1 protein-coding gene is annotated in these 392 nt (G+C 48.7%); it reads left to right on the forward strand.

Annotated features, from left to right (window positions below; all coding sequences use genetic code 11):
• Positions 1–80 precede the first annotated feature (80 nt).
• On the forward strand, positions 81–392 hold a 312-nt coding region (locus AB4512_RS22865; protein WP_372175820.1), incomplete at its 3' end, for an MATE family efflux transporter.

Below are 392 nucleotides of genomic sequence, written 5' to 3' on the forward strand. Positions count from 1 at the left end.
GAGCCCAGTTAAGTTCGGATAATGCTCCCTCTTTATTTCATCCACTTTGGTTACATCCAACTTGTTGGGAGCACTCTCGAATGGCCATCAACCTTAAAACCGATCCTATATCTAAATCCTTTTATCAGTACCTTTGGCCAGCGCTAACTGGCATGGTGATCAAGTCTCTCTTCATCATGGGAGACGCATGGTTCGTCGGACGTGGTGTTGGCCCTGATGGGCTTGGTGCTATCGCTTTGACCATCCCTGCTTTCTCGATATTTACCGCTATCGCGATGATGGTTGGCATTGGCGGTGCAGCGCTTATGTCTATCGAAGTTGGCAAAGGAAATTCAGCGTCGGGTCAAACCCTCTTTAACCAATCAATGCTCAGTACCGCCGTGCTTAGCACC

It is taken from the genome of Vibrio sp. 10N.222.52.B7, from assembly GCF_041474275.1.
In the GTDB taxonomy this organism is placed as follows: Bacteria; Pseudomonadota; Gammaproteobacteria; order Enterobacterales; family Vibrionaceae; genus Vibrio; species Vibrio crassostreae_C.